Annotated in this window: 22 protein-coding genes and 1 pseudogene; 9 read left to right on the top strand and 14 right to left on the bottom strand. The window is 52.6% G+C overall.

What is annotated here, in order from left to right:
- Positions 1-38: 38 nt before the first annotated feature.
- Complete coding sequence (locus MXF20_RS05790) at positions 39-1,751, bottom strand: ABC-F family ATP-binding cassette domain-containing protein (protein WP_325968171.1); 1,713 nt, start codon at positions 1,749-1,751, stop codon at positions 39-41.
- Between the two features lie 331 nt (positions 1,752-2,082).
- On the opposite strand from MXF20_RS05790, the gene MXF20_RS05785 reads away from it, so the two are divergent.
- Complete coding sequence (locus tag MXF20_RS05785) at positions 2,083-2,301, top strand: DUF7661 family protein (RefSeq protein ID WP_325968170.1); 219 nt, start codon at positions 2,083-2,085, stop codon at positions 2,299-2,301.
- Between the two features lie 118 nt (positions 2,302-2,419).
- Here MXF20_RS05785 and MXF20_RS05780 read toward each other — a convergent pair whose 3' ends face one another.
- From MXF20_RS05780 to MXF20_RS05750, 7 genes and pseudogenes are all read right to left on the bottom strand, one after another.
- The gene (locus tag MXF20_RS05780; RefSeq protein WP_325968168.1) at positions 2,420-2,860 is read right to left on the bottom strand and encodes a GNAT family protein; all 441 of its coding nucleotides are present in this window, start codon (positions 2,858-2,860) and stop codon (positions 2,420-2,422) included.
- A 220-nt stretch (positions 2,861-3,080) separates the two neighbouring features.
- A pseudogene (locus MXF20_RS05775) lies at positions 3,081-3,251 on the bottom strand (integrase); the annotation flags it as partial.
- Between the two features lie 232 nt (positions 3,252-3,483).
- Positions 3,484-3,888, bottom strand: a complete 405-nt coding sequence (locus MXF20_RS05770) for a DUF2235 domain-containing protein (RefSeq protein WP_325968167.1) — start codon at positions 3,886-3,888, stop codon at positions 3,484-3,486.
- A gap of 333 nt (positions 3,889-4,221) precedes the next feature.
- Positions 4,222-5,742 carry a family 43 glycosylhydrolase gene (locus MXF20_RS05765; protein WP_325968471.1) on the bottom strand — a complete coding sequence of 507 codons (1,521 nt, stop codon included), beginning with the start codon at positions 5,740-5,742 and terminating at the stop codon, positions 4,222-4,224.
- Positions 5,743-5,817: 75 nt separating this feature from the next.
- The gene (locus MXF20_RS05760) at positions 5,818-7,179 is read right to left on the bottom strand and encodes a glycoside-pentoside-hexuronide (GPH):cation symporter (RefSeq protein WP_325968166.1); all 1,362 of its coding nucleotides are present in this window, start codon (positions 7,177-7,179) and stop codon (positions 5,818-5,820) included.
- Positions 7,180-7,411: 232 nt separating this feature from the next.
- Complete coding sequence (locus MXF20_RS05755; protein ID WP_325968165.1) at positions 7,412-8,299, bottom strand: AraC family transcriptional regulator; 888 nt, start codon at positions 8,297-8,299, stop codon at positions 7,412-7,414.
- Positions 8,300-8,588: 289 nt separating this feature from the next.
- Positions 8,589-8,834 carry a hypothetical protein gene (locus MXF20_RS05750; RefSeq protein WP_325968164.1) on the bottom strand — a complete coding sequence of 82 codons (246 nt, stop codon included), beginning with the start codon at positions 8,832-8,834 and terminating at the stop codon, positions 8,589-8,591.
- A gap of 650 nt (positions 8,835-9,484) precedes the next feature.
- On the opposite strand from MXF20_RS05750, the gene MXF20_RS05745 reads away from it, so the two are divergent.
- A complete protein-coding gene (locus MXF20_RS05745; protein ID WP_325968163.1) occupies positions 9,485-10,594 on the top strand; it encodes an SDR family oxidoreductase in 1,110 nt (369 codons plus the stop codon).
- 328 nt (positions 10,595-10,922) lie between these two features.
- On the opposite strand, the gene MXF20_RS05740 is transcribed toward MXF20_RS05745, so the two are convergent.
- From MXF20_RS05740 to MXF20_RS05730, 3 genes are all read right to left on the bottom strand, one after another.
- The gene (locus tag MXF20_RS05740) at positions 10,923-11,219 is read right to left on the bottom strand and encodes a hypothetical protein (RefSeq protein WP_071813630.1); all 297 of its coding nucleotides are present in this window, start codon (positions 11,217-11,219) and stop codon (positions 10,923-10,925) included.
- Positions 11,220-11,450: 231 nt separating this feature from the next.
- Complete coding sequence (gene blc / locus MXF20_RS05735) at positions 11,451-11,981, bottom strand: outer membrane lipoprotein Blc (protein ID WP_021508986.1); 531 nt, start codon at positions 11,979-11,981, stop codon at positions 11,451-11,453.
- Between the two features lie 98 nt (positions 11,982-12,079).
- Positions 12,080-12,775, bottom strand: coding sequence for a hypothetical protein (locus MXF20_RS05730; protein ID WP_325968162.1), 696 nt, complete (start codon positions 12,773-12,775; stop codon positions 12,080-12,082).
- A gap of 234 nt (positions 12,776-13,009) precedes the next feature.
- On the opposite strand from MXF20_RS05730, the gene MXF20_RS05725 reads away from it, so the two are divergent.
- Positions 13,010-13,873: a substrate-binding domain-containing protein gene (locus MXF20_RS05725; protein WP_325968160.1), complete on the top strand. Its 864-nt coding sequence runs from the start codon at positions 13,010-13,012 to the stop codon at positions 13,871-13,873.
- Positions 13,874-14,048: 175 nt separating this feature from the next.
- Positions 14,049-15,476, top strand: coding sequence for an alpha,alpha-trehalose-phosphate synthase (UDP-forming) (locus tag MXF20_RS05720; RefSeq protein WP_325968159.1), 1,428 nt, complete (start codon positions 14,049-14,051; stop codon positions 15,474-15,476).
- Positions 15,477-15,496: 20 nt separating this feature from the next.
- On the opposite strand, the gene MXF20_RS05715 is transcribed toward MXF20_RS05720, so the two are convergent.
- Positions 15,497-15,787 carry a hypothetical protein gene (locus tag MXF20_RS05715; RefSeq protein ID WP_238562112.1) on the bottom strand — a complete coding sequence of 97 codons (291 nt, stop codon included), beginning with the start codon at positions 15,785-15,787 and terminating at the stop codon, positions 15,497-15,499.
- 306 nt (positions 15,788-16,093) lie between these two features.
- Here MXF20_RS05715 and MXF20_RS05710 point away from each other — a divergent pair, with 306 nt between their 5' ends.
- On the top strand, positions 16,094-16,477 hold the full coding sequence (locus MXF20_RS05710) for a type II toxin-antitoxin system RelE/ParE family toxin (RefSeq protein WP_325968157.1): 384 nt from the start codon (positions 16,094-16,096) through the stop codon (positions 16,475-16,477).
- Positions 16,470-16,796: a helix-turn-helix domain-containing protein gene (locus tag MXF20_RS05705; protein ID WP_325968156.1), complete on the top strand. Its 327-nt coding sequence runs from the start codon at positions 16,470-16,472 to the stop codon at positions 16,794-16,796. The genes MXF20_RS05710 and MXF20_RS05705 overlap by 8 nt, the downstream gene beginning before the upstream one ends.
- Before the next feature lie 214 nt (positions 16,797-17,010).
- Here MXF20_RS05705 and MXF20_RS05700 read toward each other — a convergent pair whose 3' ends face one another.
- Entirely contained in the window at positions 17,011-17,910 is a 900-nt protein-coding gene (locus MXF20_RS05700) for a LysR family transcriptional regulator (protein ID WP_325968153.1), read from the bottom strand.
- 167 nt (positions 17,911-18,077) lie between these two features.
- On the opposite strand from MXF20_RS05700, the gene mgrA reads away from it, so the two are divergent.
- Entirely contained in the window at positions 18,078-19,112 is a 1,035-nt protein-coding gene (mgrA, locus tag MXF20_RS05695; protein WP_325968151.1) for an L-glyceraldehyde 3-phosphate reductase, read from the top strand.
- Between the two features lie 28 nt (positions 19,113-19,140).
- Here mgrA and MXF20_RS05690 read toward each other — a convergent pair whose 3' ends face one another.
- Positions 19,141-19,263 (bottom strand): helix-turn-helix domain-containing protein, encoded by a 123-nt coding sequence (locus MXF20_RS05690; protein WP_325968149.1) that lies wholly within the window; start codon positions 19,261-19,263, stop codon positions 19,141-19,143.
- 27 nt (positions 19,264-19,290) lie between these two features.
- Here MXF20_RS05690 and MXF20_RS05685 point away from each other — a divergent pair, with 27 nt between their 5' ends.
- Positions 19,291-19,614 (top strand): hypothetical protein, encoded by a 324-nt coding sequence (locus tag MXF20_RS05685; protein WP_325968147.1) that lies wholly within the window; start codon positions 19,291-19,293, stop codon positions 19,612-19,614.
- 173 nt (positions 19,615-19,787) lie between these two features.
- On the top strand, positions 19,788-20,987 hold the full coding sequence (locus MXF20_RS05680) for an FAD-dependent oxidoreductase (protein WP_325968144.1): 1,200 nt from the start codon (positions 19,788-19,790) through the stop codon (positions 20,985-20,987).
- Positions 20,988-21,260: the final 273 nt, after the last annotated feature.

Raw genomic sequence — 21,260 nt, 5'->3', positions numbered from 1 at the left:
CAGAATACGGGTTAGCGACGTCCCGTCAGTCCATCCTTTCAGAGCAGATTCAGCTGTTGCTTCAGCTGCGCAATCTCCGTTCGCCACTGTTGCTGCTGCGCCGGTTTCTGATGCTTCGCTTTACGCGCTTCATCCTGCTGCAGCTTTTCTTCCAGCACCAGAAGCGCCTGCAACAGCGCATCTTCATCGCCCGGGCAGGCATTGGTGCCGGCAGTGGCAGGCGGGGGTTCGACTGGCGCGTGGGCGGCGGCCAGCCTGGCGGTCACCTGCGGCCAGTCGTGCCACTCGCTCAGCTGCTGCTGTTCAATCAGCCAGAAGCGATTGCAGCTGCTGGCGATCAGGCTGCGGTCGTGTGACACCAGCAGCACCGCGCCGGCGAACTGCTGCAGCGCCTGCGCCAGCTCCTCTTTGCCAGCCATATCCAGATGGTTGGTCGGTTCATCCAGCAGCAGCAGCGAGTAGCGCGCCAGCGTCAGGCCGACAAACAGCAGGCGCGAGCGCTCACCACCGCTGAGTGAGGCAACCTTCTGCTGATGGCGCAGCCAGGGAAAGCCTGCGCTAATCAGTGCCATTTTGCACTGCTCATCGCTCAGCGCCGCGAAACCGTGCAGCGCCGCGCTTAAAGTCTGGTCGTCACGCAACTGTTGCAGGCTCTGGTCGTAATAGCCGACGCGGGCGCGTGGATGAAACAGCGGGCTGTCGCCTTGCTGCCAGCTGTGCCACAGCTGGCGCAGCAGTGAGGATTTGCCGCAGCCGTTGTGGCCGACAATCGCGATGCGATCGCCACTTTTCACCTGCAGCGCGGGCAGGGAAAAAAGGGTCGGCGCCCCGGCAGCAGGCTGAATCGACATTGGCGGCAGCGCCAGCACGCGATCCGCCTGCAGCGCTTCGCCCTGTAACTGCAGCTGCCACGGACTGCCGGCGCTGAGCGTGGTCTGCGCGGCTTTCAGCCAGTCGATGCGCTTCTCCATCTGTTTCGCTTTGCGCGCCAGACCTTCGTTGTCATAGGTCCGCCCCCAGATCGCCAGCCGTTTTGCGCTGCTCTCAACCCGGGCGATCTCCTGCTGCTGTGCCTGATGTCGCTGCGCATCCGCCTCATCCTGCTGTGCCAGCGCCTCGCGGGCGGCCGTGCAGGGCAGACGGAAGAAATGCAGCGTGCGATCGCGCAGGATTGCGCTGCAGTTGGTGACGCGGTCCAGCAGCGCGCTGTCGTGGGACACCAGCACAAAGCTGCCCTGCCAGCCGATCAGAAAATTCTCCAGCCACAGCAGGGTCGGCAGGTCGAGATGGTTACCCGGTTCGTCCAGCAACAGTAAATCGGGCTGCAGAATCAGCGCGCGCGCCAGCAACAGCCGCATATGCTGCCCGCCGCTCAGCGTCGCCGCGGTTTGTGACTGCTGCGCTGTGCTGAAACCCAGCGTATGCAGCAGCGCCTCGGCACGCCAGCGCTCGCTACTGCGCTGTGCTGCGGGCAGCCGGGCGATCACGCCATCCAGCAATGAGGCCTCGAGTAATGTTTCCGGCAGATGTTGTTCAATGCGCGCCAGCAGACAGTGGCTGGCGGGCGTGACGCTGCCGTGACTGGCGGCCAGTTCACCGCTGAGAATTTTCAGCAGGGTGCTTTTACCGCTGCCGTTGTCGCCAATCAGGCCGATGCGGTCGCCTTTTTTCAGGCTGAAATCCAGGGAATGGAAAAGGGTGCCAAAGGCATTGTCGAAGCCAACGGCGTGTGCGGAAAGGAGTGTGCTCATCTACTTACTCTCAAGTTGCAGGCGCAAAAAGGCCTGACGTCAGAATTTCGCTGACGACAACCCGGTAAGCCGGAGAGAAGGGATTAGATTGTCAGAACTTCGCTCAGGCGGATTATCGCAGCACGAGTGCGGTAAAACCTGAGTGGGTCCAGTCACCATAGAAGTGTGAGTAAACAAACAGTTCACACGACGGCATAGAGATCCTCCTTAGTTATCAGCAGGTGAATAAGTCAGCCGATAATAGTGGCGGTGTGCGGCTTTTTCCAGCGATTTGTATCAGCGTTGGTATAGTATGGCGTCAAAGTTTGATTGATATCACAGGAGAGCGAATATGCTGATTTTTAAAGTTTTTGGCCGCCATATTGGCGTTGTGCGCAAGGATGAAGGCTGGCAGGTATTTCGCGCCGACGTGACAGAAAGGAAGTTTTCGCGAATGTTTGATATCGCTGTTCCAGATGATATGCCAGAAGACGACATTGCAGGCTGGCTGGGTGATATCTTTCATGAAGCTGCAACTGAGCATCATCCCGATGTGAAACGTATCGAATGAAAACCTGATTGTGTTGAGATGTTTGCCTTTGGCATAAAGCGGACCTAGCCAAAGTTCATGTCCGCTATGAGCGAGTAGCTGACTTTGATAATTGATGTCTATCCCAGGTAAAGCATGCTTAATGACTGAATTCGTCTTTTAACAATCCAAAAACCCAGTCATCCTGCCAGCGATCCTGAAGAAAATAGTTTTGCCTTAATGTGCCCTCATGTTGAAATCCTGCCTTAAGCAATGTCCTGCGTGAGGCTTCATTACCCGAGGTAACTGTCGCTGTTAGCTTGTGATATCCATGTGTGTTAAATGCAAAACGAGCAATATCTTTTAGAGACTCGCTGCCAAAACCTTTGCCATGAAATTCCGAAGCAAGTATGAACCCTACTTCCGCAATGCCCTCGCTACGCTCAATGAAGCCAGTTACTCCGATGGGTAAATGTGTATTCTTTTGACTGATAACGAGACACAGCCAGTGTTCACTGCCTTTTTGCCACGGTTGCAAGCGCTTCTCAAAGGAGTGGGTTCTGATCTCCTCTTCCGTTCGTGAATCGCTAATGAAATGCATAACATGGCGGTCCTAATTTAATGCCAGATAAAATGGCCAGTCAGTGTGGCTGAGACAGCGATAATTAAGTCCGGCAGAGGGAACATAATGCATTGGCATTCTCCATATTTTTCTTTAAATTCCGTTAGATTTAAAGATTTCATGAGCCGGATTTCAACAACCTTACCAACATTCGTAACGTCCACTTTTGGCACAGGGCTGCTGTTGCAGCCCTCACAAATTAAACTTCAATAGACTCAGCTATCTCCAGAGCATAATCCACTTCAATACCGAGATAACGGACTGTGCTTTCCAGTTTCTTATGACCTAAAAGAAGTTGGATCACCCGGAGATTCTTAGTTTTCTTGCAGAACAGGGAAGTTTATGCTCTTCTCATTGAATGTGTGTTGTAAAAATAAGTGCATCTGGCTGAGTTAGTTGATGCAGAATACTCTCCGCTAACAGCGTTATGCCACGATTCAAGTCAGTCACCCTCCAGAGGCCAGTCAGCAGCGCTGTTCAGACGCTCTTTGATATAATCGATGGTCACTGGATTGCCTCCCTGTAGGATAGCTCTTGGCTTGTACCAACCCATTTTCATCCATTCAAATACCGAAGGATGGAATGTTTGTCGTTCAGTGATTTTACGCACTGTCATCCCCCCCTTTTAGGGAAGCAAGAACAATTTTAAGGCCACTGTAAAATTCTGAATAGGAGTTACGCATTTCAGGTGCTGGCTCAGCAGCATCGGCAGGGTATTCTGGAGCTTTTTCCAGGCGCCCTGGAAACCCTGAGGCTTCGGCAAGCTCACGGAGCATCCATATATAGGCGATATTTGACAGCCCTGCAACCTGATATCCTCCACCAATATTACTGTGGACCCCACAAAACCAGACTTCCTTAACAATCTGTTCGTACTCATTTAAGCTGTTCCAGTACATCGGCGAAAAATGTGGGCGAACTTCATCGAGGGCGAGGGCATGTCGAACATGTTTTATTTCTTTAGGCGAAATCTGGTGAAATGTGTTAAATGTGTCCTGAAATACCAATGAACCCCGATTCCGCTTTAGCGAGTTTTGATACCATGCAGGCCATCTTTTCTGCTGCGGCTTTTCCTGTATACCCGTTATCGTTTAACCGATTCAGCATTTGCCCTACATGGATGTCCTTGTATGCAGTTGATCCTGCCCCGAAATCCTGCTCCATTCAGAAACAGAACCCCGGCATGATGTTTACTCCCCCTGACGGAGGTTGTGCCGATGAAAAAGTCACCATTCACTGAAGAGCAGATTGTCTTTGCCCTAAAGCAGGCTGAACAGGGAAAGCGAAGTTTCCCGCAAAATATCTCAAGACATAAAATATTCGCTTCCGTATAACAATCGTCATTTCAAAGGCTCATAGGTGAAATAGTCGAAGTCGGCATACACGTTCTCGCCTGTAAAATCCTGGCAGCACATCCCCACAAAAGTACCGGTGAAGCGTTCAAGCCCTCTCTCTTTGTAGTATTCATCTGATAATTTACTGTACTCCACATAATCGCCTACCCTGTGCCAGTTCTTTTCATCCTGAGAATAATAAAAAAAGGCAGCATCATGATTCACCTCGATACGAAGGTAAACAAACTGTTCAGAATCAATTTCGATGCCTGTTCCGGCAGGATATGAAAAATTATTTAGATCGTTAATCATCAGGTTTACGGTCCGCTTCCCGTTTTCTCCGAGAGAGACATACAAATAGATATAGCCGGCAGTATCATAAACTGCGGTCAAACCAGCCATCTGCTGAAATGACCGCGGACTGAAGTCCAGGCAGGTCTGCGCTCTGTAAACAAAATCTGTCTGCCTTCTTGCAACAAGACTCTGAGTATGAAGAGAGCTGAGCGATTCCCTTCCATATAAGCGGAGCCAGCCCTTTCTTTCTGCCAGCGTGCAGACTGACTCCGGTAAAGGGATCCGGAGGCTGTGATAATGAGCAGGAAGCACGGGGAGATCAAATTCGTCCCGGGAAATGTTTTCTGACCATGGATGCTCAGCCAGGCGCGTATAAAACGTCATTTCTGGCGTATATTTTTCGTTGCTAAGTCTAAGCCAGCCTTCTTTGTTCCAGTAGACATTCTGAATAGCTGTTTCACGGCCCATGGGGCTTCTTCCCCGGGACGGTAGCGGTCTGCCACACAGATGCACAATAAACCACTCACCTGAGTCAGTTCTGATAAGGTCTGCGTGGCCGGTACGCTGAAGGGGTAGTCTGCAGTCATAGCGTGCTGTCAGTAACTGTCCACAGGGATCCGTTTCATAGGGCCCTTCAAGCTTACGTGAGCGAGCCATTGTGACGCCATGGTTATAGAACGTACCGCCTTCAGCTGTCATCAGGTAAAACCAGTCACCATGTTCATAAATATGCGGTCCTTCTGTGGTACCCAGATGACTACCCTCATATATTTTCACCGGTTCACCAATAACTCTTTGTTGTTTTTCATCGTACTGCTGAAGAATGATGCCATTCCATTTAGGAAAGCCTGCTTTTCCGCCGTCCCGGTAACTCATCTCCATACTGACCAGCCATTTGGTTCCGTCCTTCTTGTGAAACAGGGACGGATCAATGCCGCGACTGTTAACATATACCGGCTCAGACCATTCTCCCTCAATATCCCGCGTTGTGACGATATAATTATGAGCATCCCAGAAGCGCCCGCTGAGACTTTTAACGTCGGTATATAACAGGTAAAACACACCATTTTCCACGCTAAGGCACGGTGCAAAAATTCCGCCTGAATCTGGGTTACCTTTCATGTCCAGTTGGGTCAGCCTGTTGAGAGAACGCGAAATAAGCTTCCAGTTCTTTAAATCGAAAGATTTATAAATACATACTCCCGGAAACCACTGAAACGTTGAGGTGGCAATATAGAAAGCCCCGTTTACGTTAATAATCGAGGGGGTCTGGATTAAAGCCCGGCAGTACTGGATTCTGTATCACATTCATTGACTGTCTCCCGTAGTCAGCGCTGTTTGTTCCTGTATATTTCCACTGGTTGTAATCCGGCCAGACGCTTTATAGCCGCGCAGAATAAAAATCAGGCTGAGGAGAAGTAAAGCCGGGATTACGGTGAAAATCAGGCGAATACTGAGGACGGCAGAGTCATTCTGCACTGCCGCCCCCCCAGAGTAATCTCCCAGCGTGAGGAGGAGTCCCGTCAGTGCGCCGCCAAGCGCGATACCGACTTTGATAGCAAATAAACTGGTCGAGAAAACAAGCCCGCTAAAAGATTTCATGCATCTGCTTTCGATATTGTCAATGATATCACTCAGAAAGCTCCACTGAAGCGGCGTGGCTGTAGAGTTTATAAAATGAACGATGCCGGTGACTACAAAGATGATAAGTGTATGCTTTGCCGGGATAAAGAAAAGCAGGATCATGATGCCCGCCTGAACCGTCATGGCTATTTTATAAGCCATCAGTCTGTCCAGCTTTGCGTAGAGTCTCGTCGTACAAAGTGAACCAAGAAATTTTGCCCCGAGTATAATGGTCAGCATGACGCTGACCAGTTCAGGCTGGTGCATATAGTAGGTGACGAAGTACATTGCACCACCTGTCTTCAGGATGCCTGCCGTAAGGTTAACGATATTGAGTAAAAAAATACTTCGCCAGTTAGCATCATCCGCAAGCTGACGCAGCTCTCCAAATACACTGCTGAATTTTTGCAAGCGATCTACGGGACGGATATATCTTTCATGTGTCATGAAAAAACACAGGTAAAACATCACGGTGCTGAGGCCGCCCATTATCATCATCGCGAAAAAATAACCGTGCTGCAGACTACCTTTCCCCAGAATTGTTGTCAGAGGAAGCGCAACAGAAGACACGATCAACCCGCCCAGCGCGGCGAAAGCAAACCGGTAAGACTGCATGGACACCCTTTCATGCGGATCCTGTGAAAGGTTATTTATCATTGCACAGTACGGGACATTCACCAGCGTATACAGCAGCGACAATGCCGTATATGAGACATAGGCATATATAATTTTTCCGGTTTCATTGATCTCTGGCGTAAAGAACGTCAGTGCACCCAGAGCACCAAACGGCAAAGAAAACCAGAGAAGATAAGGGCGAAACTGTCCATGCCGGGTAGAGGTTCGATCGGCCAGGTAGCCGATATAAACATCAAAAAAAGCATCCACCACCCTGACAACAAGAAACATGGTGCCCATATGAAAAGCACTGAGACCATAAATGTCCGTATAAAAATAGGCCATGAAAAGCATTATGGTCTGCCAGATTATGTTTGATGCTCCGTCACCGATTCCGTATCCCAGCTTTTCTCTGAATGTGAGTGCAGACATGTTGAGCCCTTTTTAATATTCAGGATATGCGTAGGGTCATATCCCCCTGATGAGATATAAAAATTAAGCCTACGGGCTGGACTGCGATAGAGAGAAACGAGCCAGAAATATAATTTTTTTGCTGTTCGGGTGTACGCCCGATCACTGTTCTGGAAACTGGTGCCTGAGAGAGTGAGGAAGAGAGGATTGAACCTGTACCAGTTCCGCCCGTGTTCCGGAGAGTACGGGGGGTTTATTCTGATGGATCATGTCGGGTTGATAACTGTTTCGTAGAACGGCTGGCAAGACGAAAAGCTCTGGGAGTGACGCCCATCTTTTTTCTAAAGCGGAAGCAGAAATACGCGCTGTCTGTAAATTCAAACTGGTGAGCTATTTCGGTGACAGAAAGGCCGGTATTCCGCAGCAACTCTGCTGAACGGGCTAACATTTTGTTTAACAAGTAATCTTTGTAACTGACATGCATGATTTTCTTGAAGGTGCGTGAAAAATGCGCCGGCGAAAGTCGGCAACGTCCAGCCGCCTGTGTAAGAGACAGGGTGAAGTCTTTGTCACGTTCGATTTGCGCTACTAAATTAATGATGTAACCATAAGGATTATTTTTATACTCAAGTACGGGAACAGCTTCTGCGAGCCGGGTCTGAGAAAGTGCAGTATTGAGAAGCAGAAGCAATACCGGTTCAACTTCACTCTGCACAGAATTTTTCTGTTGTAATTCCGTCAGCCATTCGAACAGAAAATGTATCCTGGCTGCTGCTGCCGGAGCTGGCTGCATAATAAAACCAGCATGCTGTTTACATACCGGAAGGGGAGACTGCAGACGGTTATAAACAGCGTCGGTATATTGCAGCAGAAAACGCTCATGATCTGTTGTGTAAGCCAGCTCCATATCATGGAGCGTCATTGAGGAAACGAAAACAAGCGTTCCGTCCGTTAACGGAAATTTTTCACTGCCGACCGTAAAGAACCCCGCGGCTCGCCTGAACCACATTATTTCATGCTCAAGATGAACGTGAGGTCGGATGTACACGCCACGCTCAGGCACACCTTCACCGGCACGCAGCAGATACTCCACACCAGGGGCTGTTTCTACACGTTCAAAAAAGTGATCTGTGTTCGACATGATTTGCAAAATTCTTGTATTTTCCACCTGACACGTACCATTATTGACGCAGAAAAGGTGATGAAATCAATAAAAATTTACTGCTACGAGGCGTGCTGGCGTCGGTAAGCAGGAATGCGAATGCAGAACTCCGCCTGAGTTTTGTAGAGACAGATCAGGGTTTTCCTTTTGGCCCACAGGTTAAGCAGCGAATATTGAGGTGCCTGTTGTGCTGCTGACGCCCAACAGAAAATACTCATCGGGGGTGGGGAAATTGCCTTTGTTGTGCGCAGAAAAAGCTAATTTATTTTTAGAAGGAAGAAAGGTCAGTATCAGACACAACCTGAACAACTGACTTCACAACCGGATTAACTTCATCTTTCCGGTAATAAACATTCATTGCCATCTGTTCAGGAAAGTCACTGATATCACGGTATATTATCTCAGCCATTTTAATATGCATTAATGTGCAGGGCAGCAATGCTATGCCATAGCCAGCAGCGGTCAGCGTTAACGTGGCTATCGTGTTTCTGGCCTGATGGGCAATGACGCGCATTGCTTCCAGCCGGTATTTTTAAGTTTTAAGTATGTTGTAAACATGCATGTTACCTGAAGTGAAACATAAGAGTCCGCCGGATGATTTTTACGGAAATATGTCATAACAGAGAGGTGTGTAAATGATGAATATTAAACAAGAGATAAACAAAAGCAGGAATTTATACTATAAATCCTCTTTGTTTAGCTTCTACACCTGTTCTACACACAGTCTGAACTGACTCTCCATAAATTAACCCAGGAAAAATTCATTCACTAAAGTAACAATAAGTTCGCGAAAAAAAGTTTAAATAAAGCTTGATTCTTAATGGCAAAAGTTGTTCAAATCAGATCGTGAATTCAGTATGGGGGTATGCATATTTAAGAATCACCCTCTGCGCATGGAATATAAACAGAATCTAAATGAACAGATTTAATAATACATCTACACTATTGTTGTGCGTTGCGATAGTTATTATCTTTATACTGGTCTGTTTTATGACCTGATAGGTAATTAAATCGTCAGTATGGGATTTAACGTCACTCCTGAATTTACCTTTAAGTTCACCATAAATAGTGAGACCAAAATAACTCATTTTATTGAGTTTTTTTGTGTTCGTTATGCGTGCTGTTAAAGCTTTCCTTTGATCAACCAGATTGAATGGCACTATCATGAAAAATATCCTTATTACCGGTTCAACAGGTTTTTTAGGCGGGGCTGTCTTAGCAAATTTGTTGCAGGACAGTGTTAAGAATCGACTGCTGCTGCTGGTCAGAGGCGAAACCGTCAAGGAAGGTTTAAACAGGCTTAAAGCAAACCTGAAAAACTTTGGCTTAAATGAGTCAGAAATCAATAAGATAACTCCTGCGAATATTATTCTGGGTGACCTGGCGTTTACAGAGGAATTTATTAATGACTCAAGGATTAACGACGTTACCCACGTTATTAATTGTGCTGCTGTCGCCTCTTTTGGTAACAATCCCACTATCTGGAAAGTAAACGTTGAGGGCACCTTCCAGTTCGCAGAACGGATGAGCCGCGTTGAAGGGTTACAGAAGTTTATCCACGTGGGTACCGCGATGTCATGTGCGCCGAAGCCGGGTTCACTGGTCACAGAGGGCGGACTGGACTCCAGCCGGGATCAGCATATTGTCGAGTACACCTGGAGCAAGGCCTCGATTGAAAAACTGATGATCGAAAAGCTGCCGGGTCTGCCACTGGTCATTGCCCGGCCGTCGATAGTTGTTGGTCACTCCGATCAGGGGTGTCTGCCGTCTGCAAGTATTTTCTGGGTATTCCGGATGGCGCTGGCATTAGGCAAATTTACCTGCGACCTGGACGATCGTATTGACGTGGTTCCGGTTGATTACTGCGCGGAAGCGCTGGTTATGCTGCTCGACGCAGAAAAAGTCATCAATGAAGTGATTCACATTTCTGCCGGAACACAGAGCAGTGTGACGTTTGCAGAAATTGATGAGGCGATGGCCAAAGCATCAGGGGGCAGGGCTCTGGGTGTTGATTATCAAAAGGTTTCCTATAAACAACTTTCTGAAAGCAGAAGAACATTTAAGGATCTGTTTGGCCCGTGCAACGAACGGATCATGCTGCGTGCGATGAACCTGTACGGTCATTTCTCAAATCTGAATGTGGTGTTTGATAATTCTAAACTGCTACAGCTTGGTATGAATAAGCCTTCCAGGTTCACCGATTATCTGGATCGCTGCGTGCTGACAACGCGTGACTCAACAATTGCTGAACTTATGCAGGTCGATTTTAAATAGTCAGGAATCGGAAAAAAGAAATAAAGTGAACCATAAATTGGGGCAGAGATCGATTTGCCCCTGACCCGTGATCCACACAAACTGTTATTAGCAACTGCCGCTTCTGGCACAAAGCCGGCATTTACAGCAACTCCACATATCCAGAGGCGAAGACTAACGGGCAATGCGCAGCCAGTCCATTGTATTCCGCATATCGAAACGCTCTGGTTGAGCATGCTTACCGGCGGCTTGCTGCTGTCACTTAGAGAGTGACTGGAACCGTATATAACAGGGAAGTAACTCACACCCTGGCCCGAACCTGCACTTACCCCGGCAACACGCTAGCGAATTAAGCGCCGGTTACCGTCGGCTGGTGTACCTTCATCGAATCATGCTTGCCTGGGTTGCACTCCTGAGTGGTACCTGGCAGATAAAATTTTCCGTCCGCATCAGGATCGGTGCCGCCGGGACATCCAGGCCTGCCGGCAGAGCCATCAGTATTCCCCCCATCTGAACCGTTTCCACCGTCAGCGCCGGATTCTCCCGCATAGCCGCCGTTTCCTCCTTGACCACCGGCTCCTCCCTGTCCAGCGCTGACAGAGCATGCAAACAGTGCCAAAAAGCAGGCCAGAAAATACTTACTCATTGGTTAGCCTCTCGATTCGTAACGGGCAGTTCAGGCTGCCGCGGCGGGTAATACTCACTAAGAGATACACTAACATCCGTTTTATCTCTGCTGACTTAACAGATCATCAACACCCGCTTTTGAATTAAGAGTAAGGTCGCGAACCTGCGCAGTGCCTGCTGCTGACCTCACTCTGATCACTGCCAGCGTAATCACTGACGCCCGCGCGGGCATCACCGGCGCTGCACCCTCTTATCGTGACTGATTCACCCAAATCAGTTGATCGGTTGCGAAGCCCAGGCGCTGGGCATAGGCGAGATAGCGCTGTTTGACCTCAGCCGGAATAGTGGGCTGGCGCGACAGAATCCACAGATATCCCCGGTTCGGCCCGGCGACCAGCGCATACTGATAATCCTCATCCAGCGCAATCACGTTATAACCGCCGTAAAAAGGCCCGAAGAACGAGACCTTCAGCGCGGCGACGTCAGGTTTGCCGGTGAAGTAAGCTTTGCCTTCGCTCTCGCTCCACGCTTTTTTCTCAGGATCGTAACCGCGATTCAGCACGCTGATACCGCCGTCGCTGCGTTTGCCGTAGGTGGCGGTCACATGATCTTTACCGCGTTCGAAACGGTGATCGAGTCGGGCAATTTCATACCAGGTGCCGAGATAGCGATCGGCATTGAAGTGGGTGATGGGCTGCACCCCTTTAGGTGGCGTCGGGGATTTACAGGCGACCAGGGTAACAGACAGTGCCGTGATGGCGACTAACGGCCAGATTTTCATCGCAACTCCTTTATATCTCTCAAAATCCTGCATGAAGTATAGATAAGGATAGCGAAACCGGCGCGGCGCAAAACCTTACGCCGCCGCCCGTCTGGCGATTACCGGCGTTTCTCAGCCTCATCTTCTGCGGGAATCACCGGCTCATCGATAGCGATCGATTTGCCGGATTTCAGCAGCTGAATATCCAGAATCACGTAGGTCATGGTGGTAATAAACAGCGAGATCACGCTGCCAATCACACCGCTGGTGGTGAAGGTGAAGTAGTTGTACATCACCACCCAGGTGAGGCAGATAAACATCGCCAGCGCCACGGTAATCGCCGACTGCGAGTAATGCGTGGTGCGCGCACCCATTTCATTAATCTGCAGACTCAGGTTGCTGCCGCTGTATTTTTCCAGCAGCACGATAGTGTGATCCCAATTGTGCAGGCGGCGTGCGCTGCCGCGCGCGGCGAACAGAAACAGCAGCGACAGGAACAGACCAGAAAAGGCGATCAGGACCGGCACTGCTTCCAGCGCATAGGCAATGCTTTTATGGCTCGACGCCTGTGCGACCGCGCTCAAATCCAGCGTCAGCGAGCAGCCCAGTGCGCCATACAGGAACACAAACAGCAGCAGATAGAGCGCGTTGCGCTTCCAGTCGAGATCCGCCTCGTGATTTTTCTGTAACCGCGCTTCCTGCAACGCCTGCTGCAGGCGCAGGTGTTCGTCAGACGTCGAGTCAATACTGGCGATCTCCTCGCCCAGTAAGCGTTGAATAAAAGGCTGATCGGCCTGATCAAGGGTGATGCGCATAAATTTTCCGGTAGCTAAACGTTCGTGGCGTCAGTGTATCGTAAAACGAAGCTAACCGGGCGTCCGGTGCAGCGGCTGCGCATTTTGCCGCCGTCAACACGCACCGGCTAAAGCGGGAGAGCAGCAATCCTTCGCATCCACCGATTGGCGATATCTGATTATTCGGGTAACGTGGAATTTCATACGAATACGTCAAAATTATTCCCGTACCCTACGTAGCAGGAGAGGTCAGTTATGTCCGTCCAGTCGCCGCTCATCGGTATCGTCAGCGATGATTTAAGCCATCCGCACCGCATGCTTATGCTTAAAGAGGTCACGCGTCAGCTCACTGCGCGTGATCTGCTGCCGGTGCTGCTGTGCGCCGCCACGCGCGAGGATTTTCAGTCCGCGCTGCGTAACGCGGCGTCGCTGCCGCTGCGCGGACTGCTGTTCCTGAGCTCGCCGTGTCAGGATGCGCAGGAGGTCGCCGCGCACCTGCTGCCATCATTGCGCGCGGTGCATCTGTGCCCGAACGACAGCGCGGGCGCTGATGTAGTGGTTGCCGATGCGTATCACGCCGGGCAGCAGCTTGGCGCACTGCTGCTGTCGCAGGGCCATCAGCGTTTGGGCGCTATGCAGGTGCAGGCAAGTGACGCGCCAGCGCGCCAGGTGCAGGGGTTTATTGCCAGCCTGCAGGCGGGGGACAAGACGCTGCACGCAGCACTGTACGCCGGCGCCCTTCACCGTGAGCAGGCTTATCAGGCGATGATGGCTTATCTTAAGAAAACCCGCGCGGCAGAACGCATCAATGCATTGATGTGCGAGTATGACGAGCTGGCCTTTGGCGCATTGCAGGCGGTGCGTGACTTCGGTCAGGGCGCGCACATCGCCGTGGTGGGCTTTGATGATGTTGATGAAGCGCGCGGTTCAACATGGCACCTGAGCAGCTGGGCGCCGCGCCGTGATTTACTGGTGACGGAAGCCCTGAACCGGCTGCTTGAGCAGCGTCCGGACCACAGCCGCGCCTGGCAGCAGGGCGAGCTGCAGGTGCGCCACTCGCATCACGGCAAATATGTGCCTGGCGAAATGTCGCAGTGCGGCTGCGCCATTCGTCACTGATCGCTGCCGGCCTCTTTCCTCTTTCCGCGCCGGGCTGATTCTCCCGGACTGGCGCTGATCTTTGCCGGATTTTTACATCCGCGCAGCGTTTCTTTACGCCTTTTTTATATTGCCGGCGGTTAAATCAGCGCAGCAGGCGGCACTGTGGCGCGCCTTAACATCAAAGGGAAATATCATGCCCGGCACTATTCTGGTCACACATAATCAGCATCAGTCTTCCACGCTGGCCGCGATTTACGATCGCCTGATGGCGCGTCGCGGCGGTCTTTGGGTTTGCTGGGATGGACAACGTGCGGTCGCCGCGCAGGAAGCCGCGCGCACGCTCAGCTTTCAGCATGGCAGCGAGTACGACAGGCTGCAGTTCGCGCTGACGCACGCGGAATACGAAGAGGGCTATCACGGCTACGTACATCAGGGACTGTGGCCGGTGTTTCATCAGAGGCCGGATCTGGCGCATTTTACCCGCGCCAGCTTCCAGGCCTATCGTCAGCTGAATGCGGCCTATGCCCATGCCATCGCCGAATATGCCATGCCGGATGATGTCATCTGGTTGCAGGATTATCACTTCATCCCCACCGTAAAAATGCTGCGCGAGACCGGTTTAACCAACCGCATCGGGTTGTTTTTACACCAGCCGTTTCCGTCCGGTCAGCTGTTTGAAGCGATCCCCGACTGGCGCAGCCTCGCAGAATCGCTGCTGTGCTGTGACCTGATTGGCTTCCAGACCGTGCAGGACATGAATAATTTTTTGCAGTGGCTGGAGAGTGAGTTTCGCGCTGAACGCTTAGGCAGGAACCGTCTGCGCGTGCACGGTCACATCATCGCTACCGGCGTGTTTCCGGTGGGAATCGATCTGGCAGAGGTTCAGGCGCTGCTGGAGAGCAACAGCTGCCAGTACATGGAGCAGCAGAGCCGCGAACATCTGCCGCCCAATACGGTGCTGAGCGGCGGTCATCTCGACGACAGTGCCGGGCTGCCGTACCGCATCAGCGCGCTGGAGGTATTGCTGCGGCAACATGCCGATTATGCGGGCAACATCATGCTATTGCAGCTGGCTGCAGCCGCCAGCGGACACGCTCACCGGCAGCAGGCGATCAGTCATGACCTGGAAAATCTGTGCGGTGAGGTCAATGGCGTGCACGGTATGCTCAACTGGTATCCGGTCAGCTATCTAAACCACGATTACCGCCGCGAAGAGCTGGCCGGACTGTATCGCGCGGCCCGGGTGGCGCTGGTCACACCGCTGATGGCGGGCATGAGTCTGATGGCGAAAATGTATGCCGCACTGCAGGATCCGGCGAATCCGGGCGTGCTGATCCTGTCACAGTTCGCGGGAGCGGCAGAACAGATGGACGGCGCGCTGATCGTTAATCCTTATGATCCGGACGCGATCGCCGACGCCATTCATACCGCGTTGCGCCTGCCGCTCAGCGAACGTCAGAACCGCCATGCGCGTTTGCTGCATAATCTGCACCGTTATGATTGCCACTGGTGGGCCGACAGTTTTCTCACCCAGCTTATGGATGAGCAGCAGGACTGCATGCCACTGAGCAGCAGCGCTGGATTGGGCGCCGGCATCAGCGGACGGTTGCGTTATCGTTAGCGATAAAGTCTGAAGCGGGGCTAATGCCGGGTGTTTTTCCCGTTGGCATCTCGGTTGCGGAAAATATGGGTAACGTTGTCGGTGCCTTTTAACGCGACTGCTTCGCCGTTGGGTGCACTCTTGCTGTTCTGCACTTCGGCAATCGCATAACGAAAAGCGCGCTGGCGTGCCGCATCGGTTTCCGTCGCCGCCATCGCGCGTAGCTTTTCCAGCAGCGCGGTAGTAGTTACCGGTTCGGCGCGTTTTAACAGTTGCAGCACGGCATCACCCATCACGATGTCGGCCAGTTTTTCATCTTCACTTCTATACATAAAAGCTCTCAGTATCCGCGTTGTGTTTAGCATTGCCTGGTGCAGGTAAACCAAAGCCTAATCAACGACTGATAGTGTCGCTCTACTTGTGCCGGAAATGTGTGACCTGCTGAGCGAAATTTTTTTCACCGACACCATCCCTAAACTTATACAACAAAAGCGCATCTGTACAGGCTGGCGTGTTACCACTATGGCAAGCAAATGAATTCATCGAAGCCATTATTGCAGGCTTCTATAGTACTTAGTAGTATAGGTGTTCAGGCAGGGACAAGGACAGTCCTCATCTTCATAAAGCAGGGAACCAGCATGGCCATTTACGTTTTGAAGCCCTTCGACCGAAATTTTAAAGGTGAAATGATTGCTGACACTAAACTTTGTCTGGCTGCCCGTGAATTGATTGCCGGGCAGTATGAGGCCAGTTTGGGTGGCGGTGTTTATAAAAAACGCATTCCGCTCGGCGCCGGAAAAAGTGGTGGGGCCAGAGCGATTGTCGCCTTTAAATCGCAAAAAAATCTGTTTTTTGTCAATGGTTACGCCAAATCGACGACCAAAAGCGGCATACGGGAGATTAAAGAGGATGAGCTTAATCTCTACCGTCAGGTAGCCAGTCAATTGTTTGCAATGACGACCGAGCAGGAAGTAGCAGCTGTTAAGGCGAGAAAAATGCGAGAGGTAATATGCGATGGTTGATCATCTGAAAGATCTGCAGGAAATAGCGCATGACTTTAACTCGCTAGGAGTGATTAGCGATGAGTTGACGGAAAAAATTGATTCTCGCGTCAGATTACGTGAGCTGCGAACCTCACTGCCGGTGTTACAACTGATGTCGGGCGAGGCTATCCGTCAGTTACGAGAGCGCCATGGTTTGAGTCAGGCAATGTTAGCCGCCTATATTGGCCTGTCTCCGGCAACCGTGGTGAAGTGGGAGCGTGAAGAGAAAAAGCCTAATGGCGCTGCGCTGCGCCTGCTCAACCTGATTGATCGAAAGGGGCTTGATGTCCTGCGTTGATACCTTCGCGAAGTTATCTCCGATGTTTTACGCGACAATCGTCAACTGACGCGCGAAAGATAACGGATTTGCCTTATCATGCCAGCAAAAACGACACCCCCGATGCTGGCTCTGTAACCTTGCTTTTATACCCGTCTGAAGCGATGAACCACAGGCCCATCTGTGATGCCTGTGGATTCCGGTCTGTTGCGATGCGCAGCGACCCGCTCAGGCGCTACTCTGCGCTGCCCAGGATATCCATAAACTCCTGCACCGGTCGGTCGTAGACGTTCATACTGCCGGGACGATCGCTGAGCCAGACCACGGCCAGCTCCCAGCACACGTCAATATCGCTGATGCGGCAATATCGCAGCGCCGGGCCGCGCGCTTTCACCACCTGTTCGGGCAGCAGGGCGATTCCCATATTGCGCTCCACCAGACTCAGCAGGGTTTCCAGATCGCTGACTTCAAACGTCACTTTGCGGCTTAACCCCTGCAGGGCAAAACTGTTGTCGTTCACCTTGCGCGTGCCCTGGCCGGCTTCAAAATCGATAAACGCCCGCTGCGCCAGCTGTGCCATGGTGACGTCCGGCTGCATTGATGTGAATCCGTGATAGTCGGCGGCAAACGCCACCACGATTTCGTCGCAGGCGATGATGCGCGACGACAGCCGGTCGGACACTTCTTCCACTGGCATAATGGCGAGATCGATCTGCTGATCGAGTACCTTTGCATTCAGCTTCTCTGACGAACCCTGGCACAGCTTGACGTCAAAATCCGGGAAGCGGCGAATAAACGTTTGCAGTAATTGCGGCAAATCGATAAACGGAGGCACGCTTTGCACCGTACCAATCGACAGGGTGCCCGTTTTGAGCGTCACCATCGCCGCGACTTCCTGCGACGCCTTTTCAACGAAGGCGGCAATGGTTCTGGCGTAATGCAGAAACACTTTTCCGGCCATGGTCAGACGCACCTGACGGGTGGAACGGATAAACAGCGCGGTGCCCAGCTCGTCTTCCAGCTGTTTTATCGACGTCGATAACGCCGACTGCACAATGTGCATGCTCTGCGCTGCCCGAGTGAAATTTTCATGTTCCGCCACGGCGATAAAGTGCCGCAGCTGACGCAGTTCCATCAGTTATCTCCATAAAAGATGAATTTAATCACAATAATGAATTTTACAGATTAACGATACGCGGCAAAAATTAATCCCGCAATGGTCATCTCGTCGCATCGCTTTGCCGGAGTGCAGGCATCGTTGTCTGCAGCCAGCACCGCGGCTTTCAATTTGAGGAATCTGTTATGAGTTATGTTGCATCGCCAGCGCGTTACCAGACCAACATGCAATACCGTAAAACCGGCAAAAGTGGCCTGGTGCTGCCGCTGATTTCGCTGGGGCTATGGCAGAATTTTGGCGGCGTTGACGTGTTTGAGACCGGCAGAGCGATCCTGCGCCACGCGTTTGATAACGGCATCACCCATTTCGATCTGGCCAATAACTACGGTCCGCCGGCGGGATCGGCGGAGGAGAACTTCGGTCGCTGGCTGGCGCAGGATTTTGCCCCGTATCGTGATGAACTGATCATCTCCAGCAAAGCGGGCTGGGATATGTGGCCAGGTCCGTACGGTGGCCCGACCGGCACGCGCAAGCATCTGATTGCCAGCTGTGACAACAGCCTGCGTCGCATGGGGCTGGATTATGTCGATATCTTTTACAGCCATCGCGTTGATCCGAATACGCCGCTGGAAGAAACCATGGGCGCGCTGGTGCAGCTGCATCGCCAGGGCAAAGCGCTGTATGTCGGCATCTCTTCCCATTCGCCAGAGCTGACGCGCCAGGCCGCTGCGATTCTGGCCGATGAGAAAGTGCCGCTGTTTATTCATCAGCCCAACTACTCCATGCTCAACCGCAGCATTGAGCACGGGCTGCTCGATACCCTGGCGGAACTCGGCAGCGGCTGCATCGCCTTTTCGCCGCTGGCGCAGGGCATGCTGACCAGTAAATACCTCAACGGCGTGCCGCAGGGCGCACGCGCCGGCGGCGGCGATCCGCGTCTGTCCGCCATGCTGAGCGAAGAAAACCTGGCGAAAATCCGTGCGCTGAACGCAATTGCCGAAGCGCGCGGTCAGACGCTGGCGCAGATGGCCATCGCCTGGGCGCTGCGTGATGAGCGGGTCACCTCGGCGCTGATTGGCGCGCGCACGGTTGATCAGTTAAGCGATTCGCTGCGCGCGCTGGACAACCTGACCTTCACGGCACAGGAACTGGCGGAGATTGATCGCTACGCCACCGAAGGCGGGGTGGATATGTGGCGCGTCTCTTCACAAATTAAGTAATGCCCGGCGCCGCGCAACGCGGCGCGCTTTATCGCTGCGCCTGCTGTAACCGCACGGCGCGGCGAAATGCATTGGGTGACTGACCCGTTTCACGCTTAAAAGCATGGCTGAAGGCGCTCTCTGAGGCGTAACCCAGCGTCTGCGCTACCACGTACGCGCCAGTTCGTCCAGAAGCCAGTTGCGCGCCGGATCGCCATGCAGCCGCTGTAACGCCGGGGCCAATCGTGCGTCGCTCAGCGCCCGCAGCCAGCTGGCGGGCGGTGCGCTGCTGGCCGCAGCACAGGGTCAGCGCTTCCTCGCCAGTTCGGGGCATAGCCTGCCGCTTATTGAGGTGGCGCGCACGCTCAAAACCCATCTGGCAGCAGAAGCAGAGAAGGTTTCGCTGCAGCCAATGAGTGACGCCATGGTGCGGGCGGCGGCAGCGCAAAATCCGCTGATGACGGGCATGGTAAAACTGCTGGGCGTTGATATGAACGTCAGCGCCGCCAAAGCTGGCTGCTGAACTGGCACCCGCGCAGTCCGCAGGAGGCCATTCTCGCCACCGCGCGCAGCGTCATTGCGCTGGGGCTGGTGGCAAACCACTCGTCTGACTGCGGCATTTATCATCACCTTTGTGCCGCGCAGATGCTATATAAATGATAACAATTATCATATATAGCAAAAGATGAGGGCATCATGCCGTCTCCACAGGTAATAAACGCCGACTGCTGCATCGTCGGCGGCGGTCCGGCCGGCTTAATGCTGGCCTATTTACTGGCGCGCGCCGGCCTGCGTGCGGTCGTGATTGAGAAGCATGCCGATTTTCTGCGCGATTTTCGCGGCGACACCATTCATCCCTCAACGCTGGAGATCATGCACCAGCTGGGACTGCTCGACGCGCTGCTGGCGCTGCCGCATCAGCGCGCGGAAAAGTTACAGGCGGAAGTGGGCGGGCAGGAGATCACCATGGCCGATTTCTCCCGTCTGCCGTTGCGCTGCCGCTTTATCGCTTTCATGCCGCAGTGGGATTTCCTCACGTTCCTCGCCGCCCAGGCGGCGCAATTTCCCGGCTTCACGCTGCTGCAATCCACCGGTTTTGACGATTTCCTCTATCAGGATGGCACCATCGCTGGCGTGAAAACGTTACAAGGTCACGAAATTCACGCCCCGCTGGTGATAGGCGCTGATGGCCGTCGCTCGGCGGTGCGGCAGAAAGCCGGGCTGGTGGGTAAAAGCTTTGGCGCTCCACGTGATGTGGTGTGGTTCCGGCTGGATAAACAACCGGACGACCCCGAGCTGGGCATGGGCCATAAAGGGCCGAAGCAAAACTTTATCGTCATCGACCGTGGCGAATACTGGCAGTGCGGATTCACCATTCAGAAAGGTGAATTTGAGGTGCTGAAGCAGGCCGGACTCGACGCGCTGAAAACCCGCATGGCAGAAGTCGCACCGTTCAGCGTGGCGCGCATGGCGCAACTGACGGAGTGGCAGCAACTGAGTCTGTTATCCATTCGCATTGATCGGCTGGACAAATGGATGAAGCCCGGCGTGCTGTGCATTGGCGATGCTGCGCATGCGATGTCGCCGATTGGTGGCGTCGGCGTGAACCTGGCGATTCAGGACGCGGTGGCCACCGCCAATCATCTGACGCGGCCCCTGCAAAACGGCACGCTCACGCTGCGCGATCTGGAGAACGTGCAGCGGCGGCGGCAGTTCCCGACGGTGGCGACGCAATTTCTGCAGATCAAAATGAGCAGCGGCAAGCGTCCGCGCACCACGCCCAGCAAGGTGCCGCAGATTATCAGCCGCTATCCGTTTTTGCGTCATCTGTTTGGCCGCTTGATTGGCATGGGCTTCCGTCCGGAACGGCCACGTCTCGCCGGTGAAAAAACGTAGCCGGGTAATTATTGCAATTGCGATGCTTTTGTAACAATAAATTAACTTTTAAGGCGGGCTATCATTAAAAAAATTGCTTAATCAGAGAAGGGATTTGATCACTTCGTGCCTGATTTGCTGGCTGATGTAACCCGAACGTCAACGCGGTCTCAATGAAGCGTAAATGACGTGAGGCTGGTGAATGGCGGACTGGCGCGATGATAAAGGTTTTCAATTGATTTCAGCTGTGACACAAGGTTGGCGAAAGCCACAGGTTGATTATGGTTAAGGAGC

This window comes from Pantoea dispersa, assembly GCF_035783935.1.
In the GTDB taxonomy this organism is placed as follows: Bacteria; Pseudomonadota; Gammaproteobacteria; order Enterobacterales; family Enterobacteriaceae; genus Pantoea; species Pantoea dispersa_C.
Note: the sequence above shows the minus strand (reverse complement) of the source record. Positions and strands in the feature narration are given on the sequence as shown.

Excerpts from the sequence above, each read along its gene's own strand:
- MXF20_RS05790 (WP_325968171.1), bottom strand. The coding sequence starts at position 1,751 with ATGAGCACACTCCTTTCCGCACACGCCGTTGGCTTCGACAATGCCTTT.
- MXF20_RS05785 (WP_325968170.1), top strand. The coding sequence starts at position 2,083 with ATGCTGATTTTTAAAGTTTTTGGCCGCCATATTGGCGTTGTGCGCAAG.
- MXF20_RS05780 (WP_325968168.1), bottom strand. The coding sequence starts at position 2,860 with ATGCATTTCATTAGCGATTCACGAACGGAAGAGGAGATCAGAACCCAC.
- MXF20_RS05760 (WP_325968166.1), bottom strand. The coding sequence starts at position 7,179 with ATGTCTGCACTCACATTCAGAGAAAAGCTGGGATACGGAATCGGTGAC.
- MXF20_RS05755 (WP_325968165.1), bottom strand. The coding sequence starts at position 8,299 with ATGTCGAACACAGATCACTTTTTTGAACGTGTAGAAACAGCCCCTGGT.
- MXF20_RS05750 (WP_325968164.1), bottom strand. The coding sequence starts at position 8,834 with ATGCGCGTCATTGCCCATCAGGCCAGAAACACGATAGCCACGTTAACG.
- MXF20_RS05745 (WP_325968163.1), top strand. The coding sequence starts at position 9,485 with ATGAAAAATATCCTTATTACCGGTTCAACAGGTTTTTTAGGCGGGGCT.
- MXF20_RS05740 (WP_071813630.1), bottom strand. The coding sequence starts at position 11,219 with ATGAGTAAGTATTTTCTGGCCTGCTTTTTGGCACTGTTTGCATGCTCT.
- blc (WP_021508986.1), bottom strand. The coding sequence starts at position 11,981 with ATGAAAATCTGGCCGTTAGTCGCCATCACGGCACTGTCTGTTACCCTG.
- MXF20_RS05730 (WP_325968162.1), bottom strand. The coding sequence starts at position 12,775 with ATGCGCATCACCCTTGATCAGGCCGATCAGCCTTTTATTCAACGCTTA.
- MXF20_RS05725 (WP_325968160.1), top strand. The coding sequence starts at position 13,010 with ATGTCCGTCCAGTCGCCGCTCATCGGTATCGTCAGCGATGATTTAAGC.
- MXF20_RS05720 (WP_325968159.1), top strand. The coding sequence starts at position 14,049 with ATGCCCGGCACTATTCTGGTCACACATAATCAGCATCAGTCTTCCACG.
- MXF20_RS05715 (WP_238562112.1), bottom strand. The coding sequence starts at position 15,787 with ATGTATAGAAGTGAAGATGAAAAACTGGCCGACATCGTGATGGGTGAT.
- MXF20_RS05710 (WP_325968157.1), top strand. The coding sequence starts at position 16,094 with ATGGCCATTTACGTTTTGAAGCCCTTCGACCGAAATTTTAAAGGTGAA.
- MXF20_RS05705 (WP_325968156.1), top strand. The coding sequence starts at position 16,470 with ATGGTTGATCATCTGAAAGATCTGCAGGAAATAGCGCATGACTTTAAC.
- MXF20_RS05700 (WP_325968153.1), bottom strand. The coding sequence starts at position 17,910 with ATGGAACTGCGTCAGCTGCGGCACTTTATCGCCGTGGCGGAACATGAA.
- mgrA (WP_325968151.1), top strand. The coding sequence starts at position 18,078 with ATGAGTTATGTTGCATCGCCAGCGCGTTACCAGACCAACATGCAATAC.
- MXF20_RS05680 (WP_325968144.1), top strand. The coding sequence starts at position 19,788 with ATGCCGTCTCCACAGGTAATAAACGCCGACTGCTGCATCGTCGGCGGC.